This window comes from Kitasatospora sp. GP82 (genome assembly GCF_029892105.1).
Lineage (GTDB): Bacteria > Actinomycetota > Actinomycetes > Streptomycetales > Streptomycetaceae > Kitasatospora.
This window is the reverse complement of the sequence record NZ_JARZAJ010000028.1, coordinates 15,819-35,617: the sequence shown is the minus strand read 5'-3', so window position 1 is coordinate 35,617 and position 19,799 is coordinate 15,819. Positions and strand designations below refer to the sequence as shown.

Genomic DNA, 19,799 nt, shown 5'->3' with positions numbered 1-19,799 from the left:
CGAGTGGTGGTGCGGCAGCGCCCTCCCCGGCCTGCCGCACCACCCCGGCGCGGATCACTTCGGCGCGCGCCATACCGGTCCGTAGTGCAGCGCCGACCTGCTGAACGGGCCCGTCAGCCCCGAGAAGAGGCTCGGGGGCACTGCTTCCAGGCGAGGTGGTAGGTGGTGTTGATGTTGCCGTCGGTGGAGTCCATGGTCATGAAGCTGGCCGTCCTGGTCGGGTCGGAGGTGCCCGCGCTCACCCGCAGCTCGGTGTTGATGTTGAAGTTGCGTTCCTCTCCGCAGGGTGCGAAGACGAGGGAGGCGACGTCGACCGAGTCGGTGGCCTGCCAGTTGTTGTCGAGTCCTCCGTTGAACTGGTGGCTGAGCGAGCTGGTCTGGGGGTCGCCCTGGAAGTAGTAGTTGGCCTTCTCGGTGCCGGTCGCGCCGGGCTCCAGGTGGGCGAAGCCGCGGTAGTCGGCGGAGGCGATGGCGTAGGTGAAGCCCTGGGGGACGTGGACGTTGAGGTCGAGCTGGCAGTTCTTGCGGAAGTCGGTCGGTTTGGCGTCGAGGCCGACCTGGGCGAGGTAGTTGCTGTAGGTCACGGTGAAGGCGGTGTTGTCCGGGGAGACGGCGACGGCGGCCGTCCCGGCGGGACAGCCGGAGCCGTTGACCGTTGCCACGTCGATGACGATCCTGTCCGGCGGCGGAGTCATCGACCAGGTGAAGCCCGTTGAGCCGAGCAGCGATACGGCGACACCGCCGACGGCCAGCATGCGTGACAGCATGGCTCTTCCTTCCGATCGCCCACGGATCCCGTGGGACGCGCAGTAGTGGTGAGCAGTGGTGATTCGGCAGGATGCTTGGCACGTCCATGCCACCACGGCTCGGGCGCCCGCGTGCAGAGGCGCGACTGCACTTTACTGACAGACTGTCAGTTCTCCTGTGAGCAACGGATGTTGCGTCGATGGATCACCCGTTCGGCAGCTCCTGGCGGATGCCGCTGACGGTGATGCCCGGCTCGGTTCGGAAGGCCGCGTCACGCTCGACTGCCGGGATTCGGCCGACCTTGCGGGGCGGCTCGTCCGGGGTGCAGCTGCCGGCGAAGGTGGTGACCGCGTCCATGCCGAGGGCTGTGTCGTGTCGGCCGCTCTGAAATGTCGGGTTGCCGGGAGAGTGCTCGGGACCGGGGTCGCTGAGTGGCAGCGCGTCCTGGCCGTCGCACGTCGTCTGCCGGCCGTCGGCTGTCGTCCGTGTCGGGGCAGACCTCGATGTATCCCGTTGACAACGATTGGACGATCTTCGCTGGGGTTGTGGACGGACCTCTGGGGACTTAGGTTAGCCTTCCCTTCATGATCTTCGCTCATCTGGCCGCCTCGGCCGACTACACCACGCCTCCCCTCTGGCGGATTCTGACCAAGTCCGGCTACTTCATCGGTCTGTGTGGAGCCATCGGATCCACGGTGACGTACGCGGCAGCGGTCCGCCCGGCACTTCGCACGCCGGAGAACGAGCGCGGTGATGTCGACGCTCTGCGTCGGCGGACGGCGGGGTACCTGGCCTGGTCCGGGGTCCTCCTGCTCGTGGCCGGCTACTTCCAGCTCGCCGCCCGCCTGGCCCGGGCCGGCAAGGGCATGCCGTTCGGCGAAGCTCTCGCGCCGGGACGGATCCGGGACTTCCTGCGTGCACCCGCGGCGAAGGGGACCTGGGTGGCCCAGGGCACGATCTGTCTGGTCCAGAACGCCGTCCTGGTCCTGGCATCCGCCGCCCTGATCGCGCTGTTCATCCCGCAGGCGCGCCGGTACCTGGACGTGCTCGCGCTGACCGCGCTGCCCCTGGCGCTCGCGGTGACGCTCATCGCGGCGATACCGGCCACCGCGCCGAAGGACGCGGACCACGTGCTCGACCCCCTGTTCGACCAGGTCCACATTGTCAGCGGCACGGTGTGGATCGGCGGTCTGGCCCTGCTCGCCACCCTCGCGGGTACCTGCGGCCGACTGAGCGAGAACGCCGGCGCGCTGTGGGCGGACCTCTGGCGTCGCTTCAGCCTCGTCGCCCTGGTCTGCGTCGGCTCGGTGCTCACCTCCGGCCTGTGGATGAGCTGGAAGCACGTCGGTGGCATCGAGCAGCTGTGGACGACGACCTACGGATTCTTCCTGCTCATCAAGATCGCGTTGGTCCTCGGCATGGTCACGGCCGGCGGCGTCAACCAGTTCTGGCTGATGCCCCGCATCGCCCAGGCCCGCCGCGCCGACCCCACGGCCTCCCTCCTGCACCTGACGCTGCGGCACTTCCCGAAGGTCGTCTGGGCGGAGGTCGCCCTGGGAGCCGCCGTTCTGGCCGTCGTCCCCTTCCTCAGCGGCTCCGCCCGCTCCGAGGCCGGCAGCCCGCCGCCCGTCACGAGCGGCACCATCTTCGCCGTGGGCGCCGTACTGGCCCTCACCCTCGCGGCCTCGCTCCACATCACGGTCAGGACCTCCGACGCCCTCTCCCGGCGGGAGGCCCTGGCCACGCCCTGACCCGGCCGAACCCGATTGGGCCGGGGGCCATGGGGCGGGAATGGGCCGGCGTTGGGGCCGTACACCGCGCGCCGCCCCGGAGGGTGAGCCGCGTTTGCCGCAGTGGTGGGCGAGAAGGGGACCTCCGGGAGCAGCTGCTCACCGCCCGGCGCCGCCAGGAGGAGGCTGACCGCGCCACCGAGGCCGAGTCGCCGCCCGTCGGTGCACCGACACCGCGCACCGTACGGCTGCCTGCACCTCCCTGATGTTCCGTCGCCTCGCCACGGTGACGAACGCTGTCCCGCGATCGCAAGGCCCCACGCTGAGACCCGGTATCGGAACGGCCGTCAGACGGCGGTTGGCCCCTCGGCGGCGAGCGGCTTGCGGGTCCAGCCGGGCGTTGGTGTCTCACCGGGCGATGAGGCGGGCTGTTCCGTGTTGGACCAGCCCGTTCGTTCGTGCTTCCTGCAGGTTGGTGGTGAACACGTCGGCGAGGTCGGCGGGTGCCGTGTCCGGCAGGCTCTGGGGCCAGGTACCGGGCGGGACGATGATGACCACGACGCTGTCCCTGGTCTGAGCGGCGGACAGCCACTCGGGTGAGAGCGGGGCGGGCGGTGCCGGCTGCCACACACGGTGTCCGCCGACCAGGCTGAGCTCGGTGAGAAGGCCGTGGTGTACGTGGACTTCGGCGGTGGTCGGCGGGGGATCGCCTGCGGCGAGGGTGAAGCCACTGGCCATCGCGTCCTCCAGCAGCTGCGCATGCTGGGAGGGCCCGATCTCCAGGATCGCTTCGGCGACCGGCGGCGACTGTGGCGCTGACTCGCGGATGACGAATGCCCACAGCAGCGGTGTAGGCATTCCTCGCTCGCCCGATGCACTGGCCATGTTCTGTGCAACGAGTCGGCGCCCGGGGCGTACCTGCGTGTGGGCACGCATCACCCGATCACCGCCAGTACCCGCACCGATCGGGTCGGCCCAATGGGGCGCCGCCGGCAGCTGCCGGTAGTTTCCCGCTCCTCCATGGGCGATGACGGTCGGGCGGGTCGGGGCCGGTCGGCGTAGATCGGACAAGGCTCCCGGGCGGTCGGGCGATTCTCACATCTCAACTCTTCCGCCGGAGAGCCTCGTTGGTTCCTGTCCTGTCGCACCGTACCTGCCGCACGAGCTGGTTGAGTGGGCCACCATGCTCATCGTCACACGGGAGGGTACCGTCGCTGCAAGCTCCGGCTCTCGCAACGTGCCCTGGTCACGCTGGTGCACGCGTGCACGCACGACACCCCCGCGCGCAGCACGCGGCCGGCCGCCAAGGCGAGGTTGCCGGTCGAGGGGGCCTGGGTCTGCGGCAGGGTGCGGCCAGGTGGTCGCGGGTCCGTGTGTTCAGTGTGTTGCGGTGGGGAGCAGCACGAGGCTTTCGATGTCGTGCGGGTCGGTGCGTGCTGCCAGGACGACGACTTCCTGTGTCCGGCTTCGGTTGATCGGCTGGTGGGGGACGTTCGGTGGGATGTAGACGAAGTCGCCGGGGCCTGCGATGGTGACCTCGGTCAGGTCGGGTCCGTGCCGGACTTCGATCTCGCCGCTGACGATGTAGATCGCGGTCTCGTGGTCCGCGTGGAGGTGTGCCTGCTCGGTGGTGAGCGGTGGGATCACGAGGCGGCTCAGGCAGAGTTGACGAGAACCGACGCGTTCCCTGGTGATGCCCCGTTCCGCTCGGCCTCCTTGCGGGGCTACGACTGCGGGTGGGGTGGGAAGGGCGATGAGCGAGTCGTTGACCTGCTGTCCAGCCGGCGCCGTGGACAGGGAGTCGACATTCGTCACGAGGACCTCCATAGATGAAGTCGGGCGCTCCGACGCTACGGAGGTGTTCCGCGGGCCAAACAGAGATCGTCCGTGAACGGCTTGATCAAGGTCATCTCTGGCTCGTCTCCGATGCTCTGGCTGAGCAGCGTCAGCACCACCGTCGCGGTGGACGCCAGAGCCGTCACCGGGGCGGCGCGGACCCAGGCCACCGAGTACAGGGCCACCGAGAGGACGGCGCCGAAGTGGCTCGACGGCGGTGCGGTGAGGTTCGCCGCCATGCCCAGGACCAGGACGGCCGCGAGCGCCGGAGCCGGGTGGCTGCGCCGGACGGGCAGCGGCAGGGTCGACAGCGCGACGAGGAGGACGCCAACTGCCGTGACGGCGCTGCCTTCGCCCGCACTGCTGACTGAGTTGCCGATCAGGTCCGCGGCGACCGCGGCGACAGCCACTCGGCGCAGGCCGTCGGCAGTTTCCTCGACGGGACTTGACGCCGCCCGGTGAAGGGAGCCGGCTGTGATCGGGAGCGGGACGCCGGAGGAGATCCCGGCAGTCGTGGTGCTGTCAGTTGCCCGGACGGTGGCGGGTAGGAGGACCCGCCTGTTCCGTGTGCCGGGCTGACCAGTCAGACTGTCGCGGAAGTCTGCTGAGCGAGTGAACGGGAATGCTGTGGCCGGGGGAAAGAAGAAGCAGAAGAGACCCTTGAAGGACGGGACGTTCGCACCGCCCAGGCCGGCCGGGGGCAGTCGCAGGCCGCGCCGGGCCGTGCACGGCGGTCCAGGCAGCCGCGGTGCCGACCGCGGGAGGCTCCCGGAGCCGGCCCGCCGCCGGGTCCGCCGGGTCAGCGTCCTGGTTGCGGTGCTTACCCCGCTGACGCTGGCCGGCCTCGCGGTGCTCGCCGCCAATCCGGATTACGGGGCCCTGGCCCTGATCACCGCCGTGCTGGCGCTGCTCGGCGCGCTGGCCGCGCTCATGCTGGTGCGCCCCAGCGGGTGGTTTCTGTGGCCGGGCGTGGCGCTCGGTATCGCACTGCTGGTCCTGCCCTGGCAAGTCTTCAAGTCCGAGGTGATGCACTTGCGCGGTGAGCGCACCGACGTGGTGATCACCGCGACGCACAGCAGCAAGAAGAAGAGCGGCGGGCTGAGCTGGACCTGCGGCATCCGCCGCGCGGACGGGCAGCCGCTGCCGCACGCCAGGCTGGCGGCCCCCGACTGCTGGGGCCAGGCGGTCGGCACCACCGAGACCGTCGTGGTGGACCCGGACGGCTGGGTGCCGCCGGTCTCGACCGACAGGGACTACTCGGGCCTGGGCGTCGGTGTCATCGGTGTCGGCGGCACGGCCGCGCTGTGGGTGCTGCTCGCCCTTGCGGCGGGCCGCCGCGCGCTACGACTCGGCCCCAACTGACGCAGCGTCAGCTGTGGCAGCCCGACTGTCGGGGACGTGGCAGGCCTCTGGCCGCGCCGGAAGCGTGGCCGCCCCTCGTCCATGGTCAGTACGATCATGCGATGAGCGAACCCAATCAGCCGTACCTCGTCCGTACCGAGCGCCTCGATCTGCACGCCGTCACCCTCGACGACCTGGACGCACTGTTCGCCCTGAACACCGACGCCCGTACCTGGGGCCACCAGCCCGAGGGCAGGCATACCGATCCCGAAACCACCCGGGCCTGGATCGAGCGCGCCGTCGCAGCCTGGGACGCCGACGGTCTCGGGTATTGGACCGTACGGCTGCGCGCCACCGGAGAGGTGGTCGGCAGCGGTGGCGCCCAGCAGCACCCCGGTGGCTACTGGAACCTGTACTACCGCCTCTCTCCGGCCCGCTGGGGACACGGGTACGCCACCGAGCTCGCGCGTGCCGCACAGCGCCACGCCGACCACGCCGCCCCCGAACTCCCCTTCATCGCCTGGATCCACGCGCACAACACCGCCTCCAGGGCTGTCGCCGACCGCCTCGGCCTGCACGACTACGGCCTGCGTCCCTTCCCCAAGGACGGCACCCTCACCCACGCCTACGCCGATCGCGAGCCCCTCCTGTCAACCTGACCCGGCCGTGAAGGGGCCGGGCAGCGGGAGGTGTCCGGAAGGGCGGGCTGGGTTGGCGGTGCCGGCTATGAGGTGCAGCTGAGAACCGGTCAGGAGGCGGGTGGCCAGGGAGTACGGGCTGAACGTCACCCAGCCTCCGCCCTGGGGTTGACGGTCCGAAGTGCCACCTGGCTGCTGGCCGACCGGCTCGGGCTGGTCGCCAGGACTCCCGCCGACCTCGTGGAGTCGCGGGTGGGGCGGCAGCAGCGGCCGGGCCAGCCGGGTGATATCCATCGGCTCGGCGCGGTGCTGCGGCAACGCCGCGCGCAGGTGGCGCTGCCCGGCGAGGAAATGCACGGCTTCCTGGTCGGTGTAGGGCGGATGCGTCCGGCCGCCAGAGCCTGGGCCGCGCCGGTGGCGCGGCACTCAGCGGGAGGTACGGCACCGGACCGCGCCGGACTCGGCCGGAGAAAGGTCCCACCCCCTTTCGAGCCACAACTGCGCGCTCAGCTGACGGCAGCGCCGAACCACTTGGGCAGCTGGCTGAGCAGATCCTGCTGATCTTCACTGACCCACGCCACGTGGCCGTCCGGCCGCAGCAGCGCTGCGGGCACGTCCAGTTCCTCGCTGACGTCGACGACGTGGTCGACCCGATCGGCCCAGCCCGCCACCGAGAGCCGGCCGGTCTGGTCGAGCAGTAGCCCGCGGCCGCCGTGCATCAGCTCGTAGAGGCGCCCCCGCTTCAGCCCCACGTCCCGCATCCGCCGGCCGAGCAGTTCATGCCCCTCGCCGAGGTCGTAGCGGACCCCGATCGCAGTGATCTTCTCAATCAGGTACCGGTTCACGTCCTCGAAGTCCATCAGTTCCGACACCAGCCTGCGCACCGACCGTGGACCCGGCTCGGGGGACAGCAGCTCGGTCATCGCGCGCGTGTTGTCCAGCACGTCGGTGGCCACCGGGTGCCGTTCGGTGTGGTAGCTGTCCAGCAGCCCCTCCGGTGCCCAGCCGCGGACCTCGGCGGCCAGTTTCCAGCCGAGGTTGAACGCGTCCTGGATGCCGAGGTTGAGCCCCTGCCCGCCGGTCGGCGGGTGGATGTGCGCCGCGTCGCCGGCCAGCAGCACCCGGCCGGTCCGGTAGCGCTCAGCCAGCCGGGTGGCGTCGCCGAAGCGGGAGAGCCAGCGCGGTGAGTGCGCGCCGAAGTCGGTGCCGGCGAACACCCGCACCCGTTGCCTGAACTCCTCAAAGGTCGGCGCAGCCGCACGGTCCTCGGCCACCCCATCGGCGGGCACGATCATGCGGTACACCCCGTCCCCGAGGGGCATGGCGCCGAACCGCACATGGGTCTTGCGGACTTCGGCCACCACTGCGGCCAGCGTCTCCGGCGGCACGGCCACCTCCACCTCGCCCAGCAGCGTCTCGACCCTGGTGGGCTCGCCGGGGAAACCGACGCCGAGCAGCTTGCGCACCGTGCTGCGGCCGCCGTCGCAGCCGACAAGGTAGCGCGAGCGCAGCTGCGTGCCGTCGGCCAGCTCGGCGGTCACCTCGTGTTCGTCCTGGCTCAGCCCGACCAGTTCGCAGCCGCGCCGGATCTCGGTGCCGAGCTCGGTGGCGTGCTCGGTCAGCAGACGCTCGGTGATGCTCTGCGGGATGGCGAGGACGTACGAATGTGCGGTGTCCAGCCGGTCGGGCCACGGCTTGGCGATGCCGGCGAAGAAACCGCCGACCGCGAACTGCTCGCCGAGCGCGAGGAACCGCTCCAGCAGACCGCGCTGATCCATCACCTCGACGCTGCGCACGTGCATGCCGAGCGCGCGGGACTGCCCGGTCGGCTCCGCCTCCTTCTCCAGCACGAGCACGTGCACACCGTGCAGCCGCAACTCGCTGGCCAGCATCAAGCCGGTCGGTCCGCCGCCGACCACGATCACGTCAATCATCAAAACGCCCGTTCAACGAGATTGGATTTCGGCCAGCCGCTCCGCGCAGTCCGGCGGCACGCACACCCGCACCTCCGCGCCGAGTCCCCGCAACTGCACCGCGAGTCCCACCGGCGCGGTTCGACGTTCCCGCGCAACCCAAACGTCGACGACAACACACGCACTTCGCGAATCCGTTATTTCCGCAGGTTCTGGCCTTGGCCGACCATTCTGTGGCACGACCCGGGCCTTGCCGCAAGGCCCCCGGTGCGCTATACATTGAGAGTGGCAAGGAGTGGGTAACCTCCTTGCCTTTGCCTTTTGTCGTCCGCTTTGGACGGACAAGCTCCTCCCGAAGCGGTGACACGGCGCGTACGGCGATGCCAGCGGTCCAGGAGGACCTCCCATGGGCCTGCGGATGCAGCCGCGGAACCCTGCAGGCGGAGGCGCAGGCCCATCTGGAACGGAACCTGGTGCTGCCTGTCCAGCGATGAACTGTGGCCGGGAGACCTGGGCCAGTGAGCTGGTGAGGGAGTCGCGAGCTTCCTTTCGACTGGCTGTTCAACGACCTGGCGTGGAACAGGTACTGACCGCCCTTGCTGAAGTCCGGTCGAGCGCCATCTGCTGTGCGAGGGCGTCGGCCGCCCTGCTGCTGATACCTCCCACTGTGGCCGGGCGCCTCCGTGCCCGGACGGGGCGCGCGGCGCGATCGGCCGGGCGGCCGGACGAACTCGACGTCCTGCTGAGGTTAGGCTGCGTCAGCCGGAGGTTTCCGAACCCCGCCGTATCCGCGCCGGAGTGGGCTTGTTTTCTCGGTGGTGATCCGCTGGATCGCCTCCTCGGCCCGAGTCGGTCGCTGCCTCGGCCCGTACCGCTGCCGCCAGACAAGATGCCTTCATCCTCGTTGAGTTGACTGTACGTCAATAGATCGAACGGCCGGACAGTCGTGGCCTTCAGCGCCTATGGTTGGCTCGCGGTTGACGGGCAGACGTCTGAGGCAGGAGGCTGGCCATGGAGCCGGAACTGACGACACTGGCGACGACGGCTGCGAACGCCGTGGTGCGGCTTCTCGCCACCGAGAGTTGGGAGTTGGCCAGGCGAACGATCGGCAGGCTCTGGCAGCGCGTTCATCCGGAGCGGGCCGAGACAGTCACGGCGGAGCTGGACGACGCTCGGGCAGAGCTGTTGGCAGCACGTCACGACGGTGACGAGCAGACCGTGCGGACCGAGCAGGCGCTGGTCGACGACTGGTGCCGACGGCTCACCCGGCTGGCCCATGCCGGCGGACCGGAGCTGGTGGACGAACTGCGGCGGATGATCGACGAGCTGGGACCGCAGACTCCCGAGCCCGATGGCACGGGCTCCGGCGATATCCGGATGCGTGCGACCGCCTCGGGGCACGGCCGGGTCTACCAGGCGGGCCGGGACCAGCACATCGTCGAGCGATGAGTACCCCTGACGATCCGCCGCAGGAGCCCCGGATCCAGCAGGAGGCGCAGGCGTCCGGTGACGCCAGGGTCTACCAGGCGGGCCGGGACCTCTTCGCGACCGGGCGCGATCTGCACCTCCATCTGGAGGACGGTGTCCATGGCGCGCGGCAGGTGCTGTCCGGCGGCTCCGGGAGGGAATGCCCGTACCCGGGCATGAGCGCGTTCGGACCGGACGAGTCCCGGTGGTTCTTCGGACGGGAGCAGACGATCGCGGCCCTTGTCTTGCGTCTGACCGAGCGTCTCGGTTCGGGCGGCGCGCAGTTCGTGCTCGGCGCGTCGGGTGTGGGCAAGTCCTCGCTGCTGCGCGCCGGGCTGCTGCCGAAGCTCGCCGGCGGCGCGTTTCCCCGGACGGGGGCAGAGCGGTGGCCGCGGCTGGTGTTCACCCCCACAGCCAGCCCGTTGGCCGAGGCGGCGCGCGCGCTGGCCGGCGCGCTGGGGCTCGACCCGGCCGAGGCCACGGAGTCGGCCGCGGCCGATCCCGCCGGGCTGGCCACCGCCGTGCGCGCGGGGCTGCGCGAGGCCTCCCTGGAGCGGATGGTCGTCGTGGTCGACCAGTTGGAGGAGCTCTTCACCCCCGCCTCCGACGACGAGGAACGACGTGCTTTCGTGGAGCTGATGGCTCGGTTGGCCGAGCCTGGCCAGGACTGCGAACCTGCTGCCCTGGTCGTCTACGGTATGCGGTCCGACTTCTATGGCCGGGCCACCGGCCATCCACTCCTGCGGGCGGCCCTGGAGGACCGGCCGGTCATTCTCGGGCCGTTGTCGGAGCAGGGCCTGCGTGAGGCGATCCTCTTCCCCGCGCGCTTCTCGGACCTGGACGTGGAACCGGGTCTGGTGGAGCTGCTGCTGCACGACCTCGGGGCGACGGCTGACGGGGAGTACGAGGCCGGGCGGCTCCCGCTGCTCGCCCACGCGCTGCAGGCGACCTGGCAGCTGAAGCACGGCCAGGTCATGACCGTCCAGGCGTACCGGGACACCGGCGGCATCCTCCACTCCGTCGCGTCCACCGCGGAACGGGTGTTCGCCGGCCTTGACGAGAACGGGCAGCGGCTGGCGCGCTCACTGCTGCTCGGACTGGTGGAAATCGGTGACGGCACCGACGACGTCCGACGGCGGGCGACTCGGGAGAGCCTGCTCCGGCAGAACCAGGATCCGGAGCGGGCCTCCGCCGTACTGGACGTCATGGTCGGCAGCCGGTTGCTCTCCGAGCGGGACGACACGGTCGAGATCACACACGAGGCGCTGCTGAGAGCCTGGCCCAGGCTCCACGGCTGGCTCAGCGAGGACCGCACGGGCACACTGCTCCACCAGCAACTCGCCGAGGCCACCGAGGTCTGGCTGCAGAGCGGCCGGGACCGGGGCAACCTGTTGCAGGGCCATCCGCTGGCCCGGATACGCGAGTGGGCGAAGAGCCCCGACCGCAGGGCGGAGCTCACGGCGTCCCAGCGTGACTTCCTGGCCGCCTGCGTCCGCGCGGCCAGGATCCGGCGAGCGGGTCTCACCGGCGGGGTGCTCGCGGTGGTCATGGCGGTCGTGGTCGGCGTGATCGCCGTCCGGCAGCACCGGGAGTCGTCGCAGCGCGAGGCGGTGATCGCTTCCCGCCAGCTCGCCGCGAACGCTGCCGCCATCCGTTCCACCGATCCCGCCGTGGCGCTGGAGCTGAGCCTGGCCGCCTACCACACGTCGCCCACCCCGGAGGCCCGGGATCAGCTGTACACCTCCTACACGACCTCCTATCCGGTCGCGATCGACGACCCCTCGGACAAGAACCACACCGGAAAGGTCGTCAGCCTGGCGTTCAGCGCCGATGGGCGGGTCCTCGCGAGCGGTGACACCAGCCACACGGTCAAGCTCTGGGACGTGAGCACCCCGGCCCGGCCCTCCTTCGGCACCGCCCTCAGCACCGACGGCACCGCCGCGGTGGCCTTCGCCCCGGGCGGGCGCCTGCTCGCCACCCACGGCCACAGGTCCCTACAGCTGTGGGACGTGGCCGATCCGCACCACCCCGAGCTGCTGAGCGGCACTCCCGACGGAACGGACACCGCGTACTCACTGGCCTTCAGCCCGGACGGCCACACCCTCGCCACCGGGAGCGACAAGGGAATCGCCCAGCTCTGGAACGTCGCCGACCCAGCCCATCCCGTACCTGCCCGCACCCTGTCGGCGGACTCCAAGGAGATCACCGGCGTGGCCTTCCACCCAGATGGCCGCACCCTGGCCACGGCGAGCACCGGCGGAAGCGTCCGACTGTGGAACCTGGCCGCCGCTCAGCCGACCGTCCTGTCCACCATGACGGTCGGGAGCGCCTGGAGCCTGGCCTTCCACCCGGCGGGCAGGCTGCTGGTCGCCGGCGGTACGTACGGACAGCTCAACTGCTGGGACGTGACCGACCCCACCCGACCCGCGGCGAAGGAGATGACTGTCGATCCCCTCAGCGGGCGCGGGGACTTCCTGGGCATCGCGTTCAGCGGCAGCGGTGAGGCCTTCGCCGCCGCCAGTACGGACGGCAGCGTGAACCGGTTCCAGTTCGGCCGGCACCCCGACCCCGTCACCGTGGATCTCAACCGGCGGGACAACCTGCACGGCTCGGGTCCGCTGCGCGCCCTGGCGTTCGCCTCGGACAACCACACCATGGCGACCGGCGGCGACGACGGCCGGGTGCGGATCTGGACCGCCCCCGGAGTGTCGATCCCCCAGGGACTGGTCGGCCAGACCGGCGGAGCCCCTGGGACGGCATTCGGCGGCGATGGCCGCACGCTGGTGACCAGCGACGAGGACGGCGGCGTCAAGCTCTGGGACGTCACCGACCGGCACCGGCCTGTCGAGAGCGCCACTCTCCCGCACCCGTGGTCCAAGGGGGCCTTCCTGGCGGACGGCCACACCCTCATCACCCAGCCGGGTGACCAGTCGTCCGTCGGCCTGTGGGAGGTGGGAGACGTTCACCACCCGGTCCTGGAGTCCACCTTCGCCCGGACCGGACCGGCGGACGGCCGTCTCGACGTGGAGGCCAGCACCGAGTCGGGCGTCCTGGTGCTGAACAGCTCCTCCGACGGCGTGGTCCATCTGTGGGACATCGCCGACCGCCGCCATCCGCAGGAGGTGGCGACCGTGACGGTTCCCGATTCGCTGGCCGGGCTCGGTCTCCAGCAGCACGGGCGTGTACTGGTCGTGATCGACGCCACCCAGGGCGTACAGCTCTGGAGTCTTGCGGATCCGAAACACCCGGACGGTCCCCATCCGCTGCCCCTGAAGCTCCACGACGCCTGGGGTGTCGCCGGTACCCCTCAGCACCGGATGCTGGTCATGGAGAAGGATCGTGACGTCCAGGTCGTCGACCTGACCGAGATCAGGAACCCGGTGCCGGCAGGAACGATCCAGGTGGCGGCGGACTCCATCCGGACCTTCGGCGGAGGCCGGTACGTCGTGGCCGCGTCCAACAGTGAAAAGGCCGTCAGCTTCTGGGAGTTGGCCAAACCGAACGTCTGGATTGCGAAGATCCCGCTGAACGATCTCGTGGGTGACCTGGCGGTGAGCGACGACGGCCGCACCGTCGGCCTGGCCACCGGTGGGCTGACCGGTGGTCGGGTGCTGCTGTGGGACGCGGCCGATCCGACGAGAGTGTCCACCAGCTCCGCCCTCACCCTGCTCGGGAGCGACCTGGAGTTCGCGCCCGACAGCCGCACGGTGGCTACCACCGTCCACGACCCCCTCTACGGTGACAGCGTGCGATTCTGGGAGCTGGATTCCGATCGCATGTACCAGGAGATCTGCGCCGATGTCGGCACCCCGGTGCCCGACAGCCAGTGGACAGCCTACGCCGGGCACCATCCGTACCGGCACCCCTGCGCCTGACGTCGAGCCGGGCCGCGGGCACCACTTCTGTTCGCCGAGTACGAGCGGTCGAGGTCGTCGGCCCAGCTGTTGTACGCGTCGAGCCGCCGGGCCTGAAGCGAGCTGCTGGCGTTGGCCGCGGTTCGCCGGCCGGGGCCGTAGTTGGTGATCCAGGCCGGCCCGGTCCGGACGGAGGGTGCGCTGGTCGCGGGTGACGGTGACGTAGGCGAGCATCTGGTCCTCGCGGTGCGGTAGCGGAGCGATGCCGGGAAGCCGCTCCCGCGGTGCGAGGCAGGCGAGGAAGGGGTGCCATGGAGAGTGAGGAGGACATCAGGAAGCATGCACGGCGCCGCACCCGGGCTGCCCGACACCTGCGGTGCCCAGCCATCGAAGGAGAGGTGCCATGGAGAGCGCCAATGACATCCGGCGGTACGCGCGGCGCCCGCACCCGGGCCCGCACCGACCTGATCCGCAGGCACCCCCGCCATCCGCAGCTGCGCTGCCAGCGGGCCGACTGCCCGCAGCCCGACCGTTCGCGACCGTTCCGCCTGCGGGGGCCGGATCCGGGCCCCCGAGCGGATGCTCCGTGCTCGCGCGGTTACCTCGGAGTATGCGCGGCCGGCTGGCGGCGGCGTTGGCCGTGGTCCTGGCGGGTGCTGTCACGATGATCGGCGCGGTCCCTTCGGGTGCCGTCGGCACCGGGGTTCCCATGTACCAGCAGCAGTTGGGAAACGACTGCGAGGCGGCCTCCCTGCGCATGGTGCTGGCCGCGAGGGGCGTGCTGGTGGGGGATCAGGACGTGCTAGCGCGGATCGGCGTCGACCTGACGCACTACCAGGCGGGGGACTCCGGGCCGCTGGCCGGGGATCCCTTCCGCTCCTTCGTGGGAGACCCCGACGGCTCGGAGGCGGACGGCACCGGCTTCGGCGTGTACTACCCGCCCGTCGCCCAGGCCGCACAGTCCTACGGCCTGTCCCTGGAGGCTGCTGGACAAGGGATCTCTCCTGCCCAGCTGCGCACGGAGGTGTCCGCGGGCCATCCGGCGGTCGTCTGGGTGGACTATGGCTGGCGCTACCTCGCGGCGAACTCGTACACCGCTTACGACGGCCGCCAGGTGACCTATGCCGGGCCGTCCGAGCACAGCGTGGTCGTCTCCGCAGTCAGCGATGGCCAGGTCCTGGTCGATGACCCCGCCCGTGGGCAGTCGTGGATCAGCGAGGCCGCCTTTGACGCCGGATACGCGACCTACGGGGAGATGGCGGTCATCGTCCAGTGACGCTCCCGTCCCGGGCCCGGAGATCCGGGGTGCGGCTTGCTGCGACCCGGAAGCCACCCGAGTCGGCCCGCACCCGCGGCTCCGCGCCCGCGCGGCCCGGCGAGCCTCCATCCCCGCGCCCCGGCCGCACCGACGACACCCGCTAATCCCGCACCAACCCCGCTGCGCCTCATCCGCTCCGGACCGAGGGCGGCTGGTGTCTCGCCGACTACTGGAGTTGCCGCTGTGTCGTTGCCGCGCATCGGGGTCGTCATCGTGACGATGGGCACTCGTCCCCGGGAGCTGGACGCTTTGCTCGCCTCGGTGGAGAAGCAGGACGTGCCCACGAGGGGTGTGCTGGTGGGCAATGCGACCCCGCTCACCGAGGTGGACGCTGACGTCATCAAGATCCCGCTTGAGGAGAACCTGGGATGTCCCGGCGGCCGCAATGTCGGCCTGGCAATGCTGTGCGAGTCGGGCGAGGTGGACGTCGTCGGCGAACTCGACGACGACGGGCTGCTCATGACCGCCTTCCTCGGCGGTGGCCATGCGTTCTCGGTGCCGATGCTCAACGAGATCGGCTTGTGGCCGGCGGAGTTTTTCTTCGGGCATGAAGAGTCCGACCTCGCCTGGCGGAGCCTTGATGCTGGTTGGGAGATCCTGTACGAGCCCGAGCTCGTCCTTCAGCACCCGAAGGCCTCCCCGGCTCGGCATGCGGTGTACTACCGGTTCACCGCCCGAAACCGGGTCTGGCTTGCCCGCCTGCGGGAACGGGGTTTGTGACGGATCTTGTGAGCCATCGCCGCATTTCAGAGGCACACCCGCGCTGTTCTGCCAGCGGTGAACACCGGCCCGACCGGGCTCGACGATCACTACAGTCCAGTCTCATGACGACGGTTACAACGCGCACGGTCGAGTACCCGGCCGACGGTCTGACGATGATCGGGTACCTCGCGCTCCCGGCCGGTGTCGACCACCGGCCCGCGGTGCTGCTCGGACCAGAAGGCATGGGGCTCAGCGACGTCGAGCGCCGCCGAGCCGATGCGCTCGCCGAGCTGGGTTACATAGCGCTGGCCTTCGACCTTCACGGCGGGCGCTATTTGGGTGACCCCGAGGAGATGCTGGCCCGTTGCATGCCGCTGCTCGCCGACCCCGACCGGATGCGGGGCATCGGCCATGCGGCTCTCGACGTGTTGCGCGCCGAACCGCGGACCGACCCCGACCGGATCGCCGCCGTCGGCTACGGCACCGGGGGCGCCGTCGGGCTGGAACTCGGGCGCGATGGCGTCAACCTGCGCGCGATCGGGACAGTCAACGCACTGACCACGGGCCGACCGGGCGAGGCGGCGCGCATTCGCTGCCCGGTGTGGGCCGGGGTCGGGTCGGAAGACCCGATCATGCCGCCCGCGCAACGGGAGGCGTTCACCGCCGAGATGCAGGCCGCGGGCGTCGACTGGCGCCTCGCGGTCTACGGCGGCGCCTTGCACGCCTTCCACCACCCGCCGGTCGACCACCCCATGGTCCCCGGCGTCGGCTACCACCCACAGCACGCGCAGCGCGCCTGGCACGACGTCATCGACCTGCTCGCCGAGTGCCTGCCCGTAACGGAGTGATCTGGTCAGCAACCGCGATTCCGGGCCGCGAGCCAGGCCGGTAGACCGCCACCGGCTCCGGTTTGTGGGACATCGTCGCACCCATGAGGGCCGGGCCTGTCAACTGGCAGGCGGGTGCACCCGGGGGTGTGGTTGCTCCCTGGGGCGGTTTTTCGGGGCTTCCCGGCGGCCGATGATGCTCGACCGGGGATGGTCCGAACGTGGTTGTGGTGACAGCGGGTTGGTGTCCCCCTGGGGGGCGGTCAATACGTGGTGTCACATGCACCCATCCGGCGCCCGGCCCAGGCCGGCGCCATGACCGTGGTTCGGGGGACCGGGCTGCTCAGTCAGGTCATCGAGCGCGGCAGGCTGCCGTCTCATGCGGCGGATACGAGCTCACCCGGAGCGTGTGGCTGTCTTGGCCGAGCGGGGGACGGCGGGTCTGCGGCGGGGTGTGGCCTGCTGCTCGTGGACCTCGCGCAGGACGTGGTAGGCCCGGGTGAGGAGCTTGCGGGCCACGGCGGTGGTGGCGATGCTCTTGCCCCGGCGGCGGACCATGTCCTGATAGCCGGGGGCGAAGACCGGATGGCGCTTGGCGGTCTGCGCGGCCTCGCACATGATCCAGCGCAGCCATGGCGAGCCCTGCTTGGAGATGTTCCCGTGGTGGACCGTGCGGTCGGAGTTGCGGACGGTGGGCGTCAGCCCGGCCCAGGAGGCGAGGTTGCGCGCGCACGGGAACCGGCTGATGTCGCCGGCCTCGGCCACGATCGTCAGCGCGGTGAGGGTACCGATTCCCGGCAGTCGGGTCAGCGCGGCCACGCGCGGATCACCACGGGCGATTGCGGCCAAGTCCTGGTCGAGGGCATCGATGGGTGGCTGCAGCGCGTCCATGACGGCGAGTAGGCCTCGACGACCCGGCGGGAGGCATCGGGCAGCGGCAGGCCAGCCAACCAGACGCGGCCCGGGCCGGTGCGGAAACCGCCGGCGCGGTCATGGCCGGGGTCGGCGAGGACGGCATGCACGCGGTTCCTGAGCAGGGTGCGCAGGCGCACCAGCTGGAAGCGGTGGCGGAGCAGGGCGCGTTGCCGGCGCACGTCCAGCGGGGCGATCCACGCCTCCGGCAGGAGGTCCGCGCGCAGCAGCCGGCCGAGCGTGGCCGCGTCGACCTTGTCGTTCTTCAGCCTGGCCGAGGCGATCGCCTTGCACTGCAGCGGGTGGACCAGGTGCGGGTCATAGCCGTAGTCCTCCAGGAGTTCGACCAGCCAGCCCCAGCCATAGGCGGCCTCGAAGGCGACCGGGGTGCCGATCGGCAGGCTCCCGATCACCCCGAGCACGGTCTCGACGCCGTTGGGGACGTTCCGGTTGACCTGGACCTCGCCGTCCTGGCCGATCACGGCGATCTGGGACCTCTTGCGATGCACGTCGATCCCGGCGTAGACAGACATTGCCGGGCCTCCTTCCCGAGCTCGCATCTACCCGGACGATAGGCATCACCGGGCTGAGCACGGAAGGGGGCCCGGCCCTCATAGGGTCAGCTCAGAGAAATTGTGACGAGGTGCTCTGCGAGGGCGTTCCCACTCGGCGGCGGGAACCGGCTCCGCCCGATGACAGGGCTCATCCGGCTTCGGGGACATCCGGGTTGGTGTTCTCCCTGCGCATCATCCTGCGCAGGCTCGCGCGAGCCGCGTCCCGGTCCTCCTCCGCCTCGGCAAGCTTCTCCTCCCGCTCGGCCTTGCCCCGAGTCAGCGCGTCTCTCTCGGCGGTCAGCTCGGCGTTCTGGCGGCTGAGCTCGTCGATGCGGGCCACCAGCTCGCCCGTGCCGACCTGGTCGAGTTGCTGCCCCAGCTGTCGTCGCTGGTGCTCAGCTCGGGCTCCAGACTGGTGAAGGCCTCGTCCAGGATCGGTTCGACGGCGCGGTTCAGTCCGCGCTCTCGGAGAGCACTTCCAAGCTTGAGATTTAGGCCTTCTTCTTACGTCCCTTGGCCTTCCCGGTGTCCGTTTTGACGGTTTTTGTGGCGACGGGGTGTCGTTGAGCTGGGGCGTTCTTGCTCCCTCGGGGTCGGCCGGGGCCGGGGGTGCTGGTTTTCGGCAGACGGCTCGGGGTGCCCAGTCGGTCACGCAGATGCCGATATCCGCGACGCACTCGGTGCGGGCTCAGTCCACGCCCCGGCCGGGGCGGCTTCTCCCACGGCCGGCGCAGATCGGCGATGAGGTGGCGGGCGAGACGGAGCTGGACGTAGGCGACGGCGACGATCCGGGTCCAGCGCAGGGCCTGCTCGGGAGTGCGTACGCGCGCGGCGGTCCAGCCGTGTTCCGACTTCAGCAGTCGGAAGGTGTGCTCCATGTCGAATCGCCGCAGGTAGGACCGCCACAGCACGTCGAGGTCCGGCAGGGTCCCGGTGGAGTCGGTGTGCCAGAGTCACATCGTGCGGTGCGGGCTGCGACCGTCGGGCAGCCGCTCGACCCGAACCTCGATCACCGTGCCCTCGATCACGGGCAGACGCGTGTTGAGCTGCGGGTATTGGTCGGCGAAGTAGCCGTTGCGCTGGACCTTCTGATGCATGTGGTGCCAGGCGCGAACCTCGACACGGCCGTAGCGGCGGGTGTCGGGGACGACGAGCACCTGGTCGGGGCGGCGCAGGTTGACCGGTGCAGTCAGCTCGAAGCGGTGGCCGTGCACGCCGTTTCGGCCGGGGCCGGGCTTGCGCGGTCCCGGGCGGCCGTCGTAGAAGACGCGGTCCCCGGCGATGCGGACCAGCAGTTGCACCGGCACGTTCGCCAGAGCGTGGGTGAGGCCGGAGGCGCTGTAGCCCTGGTCGAGGATGAAGAGCGGTGCTGCCTGGCCGTCAATTCGGAGTCTGCCCAGATTGTCGAGATGGTGCGCGACGCGGCGGATCTGCTCGGCGGTTGCTGACACCGGGCAGGATGCGGGCGGGATGCGGGCCACGTCGACAGGAAGTGTCCAGGAGGTCGAGCCCCACTCCAGGCCGGTGATCCACTGGAACTGCCAGCCGGGGATGGTCTTGCGGTCGCCGTCGCAGCGGCACGGCGGGTGCCCGCGGCCTGGTGAGCACTCCGCGCTCGGCCTGGGATACGTCGAGGCATCGACGTCGAACATCAAGGGGCCGTCCGGGAGTTGGTCTACCAGTAGGGATCGCAGCCGCTCCTCGTCGACCGCTCCGCGGGCCAGGGCGTCGTACAGCGCGCCGTGACCGCGTCGGAAGTTTGACTGCAGTGACAGTTCGACAAGCGAGGTGACGGGACCTTCGGCGCACAGCACGGCGTCGGTCAGGTCGAACAGCGTGTCGGCCCGGGCGGGCAGGCATGCGTAGTAGCCGGCACGGAACCGGGACAATGCGGACAGGGACTCGACGCGGGCTGCGTCATCAACAACACTCATCACAGCGGCCGTTCTTGTGACACTTC

The 19,799-nt window shown here is 70.4% G+C and carries 19 protein-coding genes and 1 pseudogene; 8 read left to right on the top strand and 12 right to left on the bottom strand.

Going from position 1 to position 19,799, the window contains the following annotated elements; all coding sequences use genetic code 11:
* Positions 1 to 113: 113 nt before the first annotated feature.
* Complete coding sequence (locus P3T39_RS25935) at positions 114 to 764, bottom strand: DUF4360 domain-containing protein (protein WP_280701413.1); 651 nt, start codon at positions 762 to 764, stop codon at positions 114 to 116.
* Positions 765 to 951: 187 nt separating this feature from the next.
* Entirely contained in the window at positions 952 to 1,104 is a 153-nt protein-coding gene (locus tag P3T39_RS25930) for a hypothetical protein (RefSeq protein ID WP_280701358.1), read from the bottom strand.
* Between the two features lie 227 nt (positions 1,105 to 1,331).
* Here P3T39_RS25930 and P3T39_RS25925 point away from each other — a divergent pair, with 227 nt between their 5' ends.
* Entirely contained in the window at positions 1,332 to 2,498 is a 1,167-nt protein-coding gene (locus P3T39_RS25925; RefSeq protein ID WP_280701357.1) for a CopD family protein, read from the top strand.
* A gap of 387 nt (positions 2,499 to 2,885) precedes the next feature.
* On the opposite strand, the gene P3T39_RS25920 is transcribed toward P3T39_RS25925, so the two are convergent.
* The 3 genes from P3T39_RS25920 to P3T39_RS25910 all read right to left on the bottom strand — a co-directional run bounded on the left by P3T39_RS25920 (position 2,886) and on the right by P3T39_RS25910 (position 4,723).
* A complete protein-coding gene (locus P3T39_RS25920) occupies positions 2,886 to 3,362 on the bottom strand; it encodes a hypothetical protein (protein WP_280701356.1) in 477 nt (158 codons plus the stop codon).
* A gap of 492 nt (positions 3,363 to 3,854) precedes the next feature.
* Positions 3,855 to 4,292 carry a cupin domain-containing protein gene (locus P3T39_RS25915; protein WP_280701355.1) on the bottom strand — a complete coding sequence of 146 codons (438 nt, stop codon included), beginning with the start codon at positions 4,290 to 4,292 and terminating at the stop codon, positions 3,855 to 3,857.
* Positions 4,293 to 4,327: 35 nt separating this feature from the next.
* Positions 4,328 to 4,723, bottom strand: coding sequence for a hypothetical protein (locus P3T39_RS25910; RefSeq protein ID WP_280701354.1), 396 nt, complete (start codon positions 4,721 to 4,723; stop codon positions 4,328 to 4,330).
* 406 nt (positions 4,724 to 5,129) lie between these two features.
* On the opposite strand from P3T39_RS25910, the gene P3T39_RS25905 reads away from it, so the two are divergent.
* Positions 5,130 to 5,675 (top strand): hypothetical protein, encoded by a 546-nt coding sequence (locus P3T39_RS25905; protein ID WP_280701353.1) that lies wholly within the window; start codon positions 5,130 to 5,132, stop codon positions 5,673 to 5,675.
* A 101-nt stretch (positions 5,676 to 5,776) separates the two neighbouring features.
* Positions 5,777 to 6,313: a GNAT family N-acetyltransferase gene (locus tag P3T39_RS25900; RefSeq protein ID WP_280701352.1), complete on the top strand. Its 537-nt coding sequence runs from the start codon at positions 5,777 to 5,779 to the stop codon at positions 6,311 to 6,313.
* On the opposite strand, the gene P3T39_RS25895 is transcribed toward P3T39_RS25900, so the two are convergent.
* Both P3T39_RS25895 and rox read right to left on the bottom strand, forming a co-directional pair.
* A complete protein-coding gene (locus P3T39_RS25895) occupies positions 6,305 to 6,649 on the bottom strand; it encodes a hypothetical protein (protein ID WP_280701351.1) in 345 nt (114 codons plus the stop codon). The two genes, P3T39_RS25900 and P3T39_RS25895, sit on opposite strands and share 9 nt — an antisense overlap.
* 149 nt (positions 6,650 to 6,798) lie before the next feature.
* A complete protein-coding gene (gene rox, locus P3T39_RS25890) occupies positions 6,799 to 8,226 on the bottom strand; it encodes a rifampin monooxygenase (protein ID WP_280701350.1) in 1,428 nt (475 codons plus the stop codon).
* 990 nt (positions 8,227 to 9,216) lie between these two features.
* On the opposite strand from rox, the gene P3T39_RS25885 reads away from it, so the two are divergent.
* From P3T39_RS25885 to P3T39_RS25865, 5 genes and pseudogenes are all read left to right on the top strand, one after another.
* Positions 9,217 to 9,654, top strand: a complete 438-nt coding sequence (locus P3T39_RS25885; protein ID WP_280701349.1) for a hypothetical protein — start codon at positions 9,217 to 9,219, stop codon at positions 9,652 to 9,654.
* Positions 9,651 to 13,547, top strand: a complete 3,897-nt coding sequence (locus P3T39_RS25880; RefSeq protein ID WP_280701348.1) for an AAA family ATPase — start codon at positions 9,651 to 9,653, stop codon at positions 13,545 to 13,547. Before P3T39_RS25885 ends, P3T39_RS25880 begins: the two co-directional genes overlap by 4 nt.
* Before the next feature lie 589 nt (positions 13,548 to 14,136).
* On the top strand, positions 14,137 to 14,802 hold the full coding sequence (locus tag P3T39_RS25875) for a C39 family peptidase (RefSeq protein WP_280701347.1): 666 nt from the start codon (positions 14,137 to 14,139) through the stop codon (positions 14,800 to 14,802).
* 225 nt (positions 14,803 to 15,027) lie between these two features.
* Positions 15,028 to 15,543, top strand: a pseudogene (locus P3T39_RS25870) (glycosyltransferase family 2 protein); the annotation flags it as partial.
* A gap of 125 nt (positions 15,544 to 15,668) precedes the next feature.
* Positions 15,669 to 16,394 (top strand): dienelactone hydrolase family protein, encoded by a 726-nt coding sequence (locus tag P3T39_RS25865; protein ID WP_280701346.1) that lies wholly within the window; start codon positions 15,669 to 15,671, stop codon positions 16,392 to 16,394.
* Positions 16,395 to 16,769: 375 nt separating this feature from the next.
* Here P3T39_RS25865 and P3T39_RS25860 read toward each other — a convergent pair whose 3' ends face one another.
* The 5 genes from P3T39_RS25860 to P3T39_RS25840 all read right to left on the bottom strand — a co-directional run bounded on the left by P3T39_RS25860 (position 16,770) and on the right by P3T39_RS25840 (position 19,773).
* Positions 16,770 to 17,192 carry a transposase gene (locus tag P3T39_RS25860; RefSeq protein ID WP_280701345.1) on the bottom strand — a complete coding sequence of 141 codons (423 nt, stop codon included), beginning with the start codon at positions 17,190 to 17,192 and terminating at the stop codon, positions 16,770 to 16,772.
* Positions 17,180 to 17,818: a transposase gene (locus tag P3T39_RS25855; RefSeq protein ID WP_280701344.1), complete on the bottom strand. Its 639-nt coding sequence runs from the start codon at positions 17,816 to 17,818 to the stop codon at positions 17,180 to 17,182. The genes P3T39_RS25860 and P3T39_RS25855 overlap by 13 nt, the downstream gene beginning before the upstream one ends.
* Before the next feature lie 169 nt (positions 17,819 to 17,987).
* The gene (locus tag P3T39_RS25850; RefSeq protein ID WP_280701343.1) at positions 17,988 to 18,179 is read right to left on the bottom strand and encodes a hypothetical protein; all 192 of its coding nucleotides are present in this window, start codon (positions 18,177 to 18,179) and stop codon (positions 17,988 to 17,990) included.
* Positions 18,180 to 18,330: 151 nt separating this feature from the next.
* Positions 18,331 to 18,750: a hypothetical protein gene (locus P3T39_RS25845; protein WP_280701342.1), complete on the bottom strand. Its 420-nt coding sequence runs from the start codon at positions 18,748 to 18,750 to the stop codon at positions 18,331 to 18,333.
* A gap of 42 nt (positions 18,751 to 18,792) precedes the next feature.
* Positions 18,793 to 19,773 carry a transposase gene (locus P3T39_RS25840; RefSeq protein ID WP_280701341.1) on the bottom strand — a complete coding sequence of 327 codons (981 nt, stop codon included), beginning with the start codon at positions 19,771 to 19,773 and terminating at the stop codon, positions 18,793 to 18,795.
* Positions 19,774 to 19,799 lie beyond the last annotated feature (26 nt).

Excerpts from the sequence above, each read along its gene's own strand:
- rox (WP_280701350.1), bottom strand. The coding sequence starts at position 8,226 with ATGATTGACGTGATCGTGGTCGGCGGCGGACCGACCGGCTTGATGCTG.
- P3T39_RS25925 (WP_280701357.1), top strand. The coding sequence starts at position 1,332 with ATGATCTTCGCTCATCTGGCCGCCTCGGCCGACTACACCACGCCTCCC.
- P3T39_RS25840 (WP_280701341.1), bottom strand. The coding sequence starts at position 19,773 with ATGAGTGTTGTTGATGACGCAGCCCGCGTCGAGTCCCTGTCCGCATTG.
- P3T39_RS25865 (WP_280701346.1), top strand. The coding sequence starts at position 15,669 with ATGACGACGGTTACAACGCGCACGGTCGAGTACCCGGCCGACGGTCTG.
- P3T39_RS25920 (WP_280701356.1), bottom strand. The coding sequence starts at position 3,362 with ATGGCCAGTGCATCGGGCGAGCGAGGAATGCCTACACCGCTGCTGTGG.
- P3T39_RS25875 (WP_280701347.1), top strand. The coding sequence starts at position 14,137 with ATGCGCGGCCGGCTGGCGGCGGCGTTGGCCGTGGTCCTGGCGGGTGCT.
- P3T39_RS25930 (WP_280701358.1), bottom strand. The coding sequence starts at position 1,104 with ATGGACGCGGTCACCACCTTCGCCGGCAGCTGCACCCCGGACGAGCCG.
- P3T39_RS25880 (WP_280701348.1), top strand. The coding sequence starts at position 9,651 with ATGAGTACCCCTGACGATCCGCCGCAGGAGCCCCGGATCCAGCAGGAG.
- P3T39_RS25885 (WP_280701349.1), top strand. The coding sequence starts at position 9,217 with ATGGAGCCGGAACTGACGACACTGGCGACGACGGCTGCGAACGCCGTG.
- P3T39_RS25900 (WP_280701352.1), top strand. The coding sequence starts at position 5,777 with ATGAGCGAACCCAATCAGCCGTACCTCGTCCGTACCGAGCGCCTCGAT.
- P3T39_RS25855 (WP_280701344.1), bottom strand. The coding sequence starts at position 17,818 with ATGTCTGTCTACGCCGGGATCGACGTGCATCGCAAGAGGTCCCAGATC.